The sequence below is a fragment of the Halogeometricum sp. CBA1124 genome, from assembly GCF_009741955.1.
Classification (GTDB): domain Archaea; phylum Halobacteriota; class Halobacteria; order Halobacteriales; family Haloferacaceae; genus Halogeometricum; species Halogeometricum rufum.
In genome coordinates, this window is the sequence record NZ_WPCD01000244.1 from 1 (window position 1) to 4764 (window position 4764).

Here is a 4764-nt window from a genome sequence, read left to right on the forward strand (position 1 = left end):
GCGGGCGACGTGGTGCTGGTAGACGGTCGGATTCATGAGGCGCGGGCGAGCAACAGCGACTCGGCCGTCTGGACGTTCCCCTCTGCGAGGACGAGTTCGCCGTCTGCGAACGTGACGTTCTCGAATCAGTCGTTCGGTGGTCGATGGTGCCGTAGGGACGCCCGTGTGTGGTGAGCGTCCCGCACGAGGTAGTCCATCCGGTCGACGTCCAACTCCCCGGAGACCAGTTGGCCGAGTTCGCCCTCCCCGCGGACGATGGCGGCGACGCGGTCCGGGTCGAGGCCGTGGGCGACGAGGGCCGCCGCCACCTCGGTCCCGTCGAGGAGGTGACCTATCTCGTCGTGGTGCGCGCCGGTCCGACGGCGGATGACCTCCTCGGTCTGGTGGCCGTACGGGCCGTGGCCGACGCGTGGAGGAGGGCCGCCGCGCGGACGTGCCGCGCCCTGTCGCCGTCGATTTCGAGGTGGTCGAGGGCGCGGGCGGCGAGGTGGTAGACGCCCAGCGAGTGCTCGAACCGCGTGTGGTTCGCCGAGGGATAGACCAGCCGGACGGTCGAGAGCTGTTTGACGTGCCGGAGGCGTTGCATCTCCGGCGCGTCCACGAGGTCCTCGGCGAGGGCGTCGAGGCCGATGTAGTCGTGGACGCTGTCCTTTATCGCGTTCATACTCGGAGTCGTCGGTGCGCCGTCAAATAGCCTGACCTTCTCGTTCCCGTTCACGCTCGCCGCCCCTCTCGCTCGTGGGGGCGGTTCACCGCGTCCGCTCGCGTCGAATCTCCGCGACGACGCGCTGCGCCGTCTCCGTGGCGACCGCGTCGGCGAGGTGCCGCCGGTACGCCGGCCGCGAGACGACACCGGTCGCCGAGTCCGCGAGGCGGTAGTCGCCCGACGCGACCAGGTCGGGGCCGTCGCGCGAGTCGAAGACGACGACGTCGTCGGCCAGGGCGGCCTCGACGTGTTGTTCGTGGCCGTTCGCGTCGTAGACGGCGCGCCACTCGACGGTCGCACTCGGCGTCACGGGGTTCCACCGGCCGTCCCACTCGTCCACGACGACCACGACGACCGGCGCGTCGCCGTCGGGAATCTCCTCGGCGACGGTCACGTCGAGGCCCTCGGCGGCGAACGCCTCCCGGACCTGCCGTTCGAGGCGCGGCCGCACCGACTCGGGCGCGCGCACGACCACCGTCACCGCCGACGGGGCCGGGACCGACGCGTTCCCCACCGTCGTCGACGACGCGGTGGTCGTGCCGGACACCTGCGTCTGGTAGTTCGCGGCGGAGACGTCGGCCACGAGGAGGACGCCGAGGACCGGTGCGGCGACGGTGGCGACGACGAGAGCGAGGGCGACTGCGAGACGGAGACGGGAGTCGAGTTCGGTCATCGCCGCGACTTCGACCCGCGGACGCAAGTGACTTTCCGGTGGCCGCGAGTGCCGGTGAGGGAAGTTTCAAATCGCCCGTCCGCTTACCGCCGGGCATGGTCACGTTTCTCGCCGGGGGGACGGGCACCCCGAAGTTACTCGACGGTTCGGGCGAGGTGTTCGCCCCGTCGGAGACCACCGTCGTCGCCAACACGGGCGACGACGTGGAACTCGGCGGGCACCTCGTCTGTCCCGACGTGGACACCGTCCTGTTCCACGGCGGCGGCGTCCTCGACACCGACCGCTGGTGGGGCATCGCGGGCGACACGACGGCGACGGACGACGAACTACACCGCCTTGCCGAGGCGGCCGGCCTCGAACCCGGACCGCGCTACCTCCCCGCGGAGGCGCAGACCGCCGGCCGCGACATCGCGCGCTGGCGGCGGTTCTCCGGGGTCGCCGAGTTCATGGAGATAGGCGACCGGGACCGCGCGGTCCACCTCACGCGCACCTCCCTCCTCGACGAGGGCCACACGCTGACCGAGGTGACGCGGACGCTCGCGGACGCCTTCGACCTCGACGTCGAACTGCTGCCGATGTCGGACGACCCCGTCGCGTCCATCGTCCACACCGACGAGGGCGCGATGCACTTCCAGGAGTTCTGGGTCCACCGCCGCGCCGACCCCGAGGTCGAGGACGTGGAGTTCCGCGGGGCCGACGACGCCGAACCGACCGACGCCGTCCGCGACGCCCTGACGGACCCCGTCGTGGTCGGCCCCTCGAACCCCGTCACCAGTCTGGGTCCGATGCTGGCGATGGACGCCTTCCGCGACGCCCTCGACCGGACGCCCGTCGTCGCCGTCTCGCCGTTCGTCGAGGACCGGGTGTTCTCCGGCCCGGCGGCGGAACTGATGGCCGGCGTCGGCCTCGACCCCTCCACCGCCGGCGTCGCCGACGCTACCCGTTCGCCGACGCGTTCGTCCTCGACGACGACGACGGCACGTCGCTGGACCGCCCCGTCGTCCGCACCGACACGAGGATGGACGGCCCCGACGACGCCGCGCGCGTCGCCCGCGCCGTCGCCGACGCACTCGCGGAGGTGTCGTGATGTTCGAACCGCGCGTCGCCCTCGCGAGTCTCTCGGGCGAGGCGGACGCCGCGTGGGCGCGACGGGCCGCGCCGTACGCCGGGATGGCGTTCCTCGGCGGCGTCAGCCTCGACGAGGAGAGCAGGGCGGCGGCCCGCGAACTCGTCGCCCGCGACCGGAACGAGTTCCTGCCGGACGACCCGTTCGCGTTCGTCGCCGAGCAACTCGACGCCCTCGCCGACGCCGACGTCGACGCCGCGGTGAACGTTCGGAGCGCGACGCTGGACCCCGTCCGCCGCGCTGCGAGCGCCTGCGCCGACCGGGGCGCGGTGCTGGAGGTGAACGCCCACTGCCGACAGCCGGAACTGTGCGCCGTCGGGTGCGGCGAGCGCCTCCTCCGCGACGCCGACCGCCTCTGCGAGTACGTCGCCGCCGCGGCGGACGAGGGGGCGACGGTGAGCGTGAAAGTCCGCGCCGAAGTCGCGGGCGTCGACCTCGGGGAGACGACCCGGCGGGTCGCCGACGCCGGCGCGTCGATGGTCCACGTGGACGCGATGGACTCCGAACCCGTCGTCGCCGACGTCGCGACGGCGGTCGGCGGCGACGACGCGGCCCCGTTCGTCGTCGCCAACAACGAGGTGCGCGACGCCGAGAGCGTCCGCGAGTACCTCGACTACGGCGCCGACGCGTCAGCGTCGGCCGACCGAGCACCGACCCCCGCGTCCTGCGGCGCGTCCGGGCGGCGGTGGACGACTGGTTCGCAGCGGAGGTGGACGCGTGACCGACGACCCGACGGCCGACGATTCGGCTGGCGATGGCGCGGCGGAAGACGGGCACGAGCGTCCCCGAACGCCCGCCGAGAACGCCCAACTCGCGCTCCTGTTGGACGTCGCCGGGACGCCGAAACCCGGCAACGTCGACAGGGCGCGGGACCTCCCGGACCTCCGGTTCGAGCACTTCCTCGCCGGTGCCGTCGGGTCGGGCGAGGGACTCCGACGGGCCGAGTCGGGTGCCCCCGTCGGACTGGCGTTCGAACGCGCCGTCGAGGGGATGCGCCACCAGTCGGGCGGCAACACACAGTTCGGCTGTCTGCTCCTCCTCGTCCCCCTCGTCCGCGCCGCGGCCGCCGGCGAACTCTCATCTGCCGGCGTGACGAGGGTGGTCGAGTCCACCACCGTCGCCGACGCCGCGGACTTCTACCGCGCCTTCGAACACGTGGACGTGGCCGTCGGCGACCCGCCGGCGGACGCCGCGGCCCTCGACGTGCGCCGGGGGAGCGACGCGATTCCCGCCCTGCGCGAACGCGGGACGACCCTGTACGACGTGATGGCCGCGAGCGAGGGCGACGGCAACGCCGAGGAGTGGACGGACGGCTTCTCGCGGACGTTCCGGACCGCCGCCGCCATCCTCGACGACGACGGCCCCGTCCCGGACCGCGTCGCCCGGGCGTTCGTCGGCCTCCTCGCCGACTGGGAGGACTCGCTGGTCCGGACGAACCACGGCCCGGAGGCGGCCGCCGAGGTGCGCCGCCGCGCCGCCGAGGCCCGCGGCGACCCCGAACGGGTGGCCGAACTCGCCGACGAGTTCGTCGCCGAGGGCGTCAACCCGGGGACGACGGCGGACGTCGTCTGCGCGGCGACGTTCGTCGCCCTCGAACGGGGGGTGGAGGTGTGACCGGAGACGAGGGGTTCCCCGACGGGTGGCCGGTCGGACTCCGGGGGGTCACCGAGTCGGTGGTGACCACGCGCGGACCGAACGACCTGTGGAACGTCGCCGCCCTCGGACTGCACGCGCCCGACGAGGCGGCGGACCCCGTGACGGCGACGACGTGGGGCAACACCCGGACGCGGCGGAACTTCCACCGTCGGGGCGGCGGAGTGGTGCAGTTCGTCTCGGACCCCCGCGAGTTCGTCTCGGCGGCGATGACCGTCCGCGAGGAACCCGACCCGGTCCTCGACGCGGCGCACGCGTGGGTCGACGTCGAGGTGACGCGCGTCGACGGCGGCGAACGCGGCGGGACGCGCTGGGAGGAGTGGGAACTGCACCCGCGCGAGAGCGCCGTCGTCTCGACGACGGTTCCCACCGTCAACCGCGGGTTCGCCGCGGTGATAGACGCCACGGTGGCCGCCTCGCGTCTCGACGTGGACGCCTACGACACCGACGAACTGCTCTCCCGACTGCGCTACTTCGGGGAGACGGTGGAGACGTGCGGCGGCGACGCCGAGAAGGAGGCGTTCGCCACCGTCGAGAGGCTATCGGGGTGGCGGGAGCGACTCGAAGAGCGGTCCTGAGCGTCGCGCCGCGACGGGGGACGGAACG

The 4764-nt window shown here is 73.3% G+C and carries 3 protein-coding genes and 3 pseudogenes; 4 read left to right on the forward strand and 2 right to left on the reverse strand.

Features of this window, described 5'->3' with window-relative positions; genetic code table 11:
• Positions 1-664 (reverse strand): annotated as a pseudogene (locus tag GJ632_RS19405) (HD domain-containing protein); the annotation flags it as partial.
• 85 nt (positions 665-749) lie between these two features.
• Positions 750-1379 (reverse strand): hypothetical protein, encoded by a 630-nt coding sequence (locus GJ632_RS19410; protein ID WP_191453798.1) that lies wholly within the window; start codon positions 1377-1379, stop codon positions 750-752.
• Between the two features lie 95 nt (positions 1380-1474).
• On the opposite strand from GJ632_RS19410, the pseudogene cofD reads away from it, so the two are divergent.
• The 4 genes and pseudogenes from cofD to GJ632_RS19430 all read left to right on the forward strand — a co-directional run bounded on the left by cofD (position 1475) and on the right by GJ632_RS19430 (position 4736).
• A pseudogene (gene cofD / locus GJ632_RS19415) lies at positions 1475-2466 on the forward strand (2-phospho-L-lactate transferase).
• Positions 2466-3226, forward strand: a pseudogene (locus GJ632_RS19420) (tRNA-dihydrouridine synthase). The pseudogenes cofD and GJ632_RS19420 overlap by 1 nt, the downstream one beginning before the upstream one ends.
• Before the next feature lie 98 nt (positions 3227-3324).
• Positions 3325-4119: a triphosphoribosyl-dephospho-CoA synthase gene (locus GJ632_RS19425; RefSeq protein WP_231751695.1), complete on the forward strand. Its 795-nt coding sequence runs from the start codon at positions 3325-3327 to the stop codon at positions 4117-4119.
• Positions 4116-4736, forward strand: a complete 621-nt coding sequence (locus GJ632_RS19430) for a DUF447 domain-containing protein (protein ID WP_343161271.1) — start codon at positions 4116-4118, stop codon at positions 4734-4736. Before GJ632_RS19425 ends, GJ632_RS19430 begins: the two co-directional genes overlap by 4 nt.
• Positions 4737-4764: the final 28 nt, after the last annotated feature.

What these genes read in the sequence shown, in the direction of transcription:
- GJ632_RS19410 (WP_191453798.1), bottom strand. Translation starts at nt 1,379, where the DNA reads ATGACCGAACTCGACTCCCGTCTCCGTCTCGCAGTCGCCCTCGCTCTC.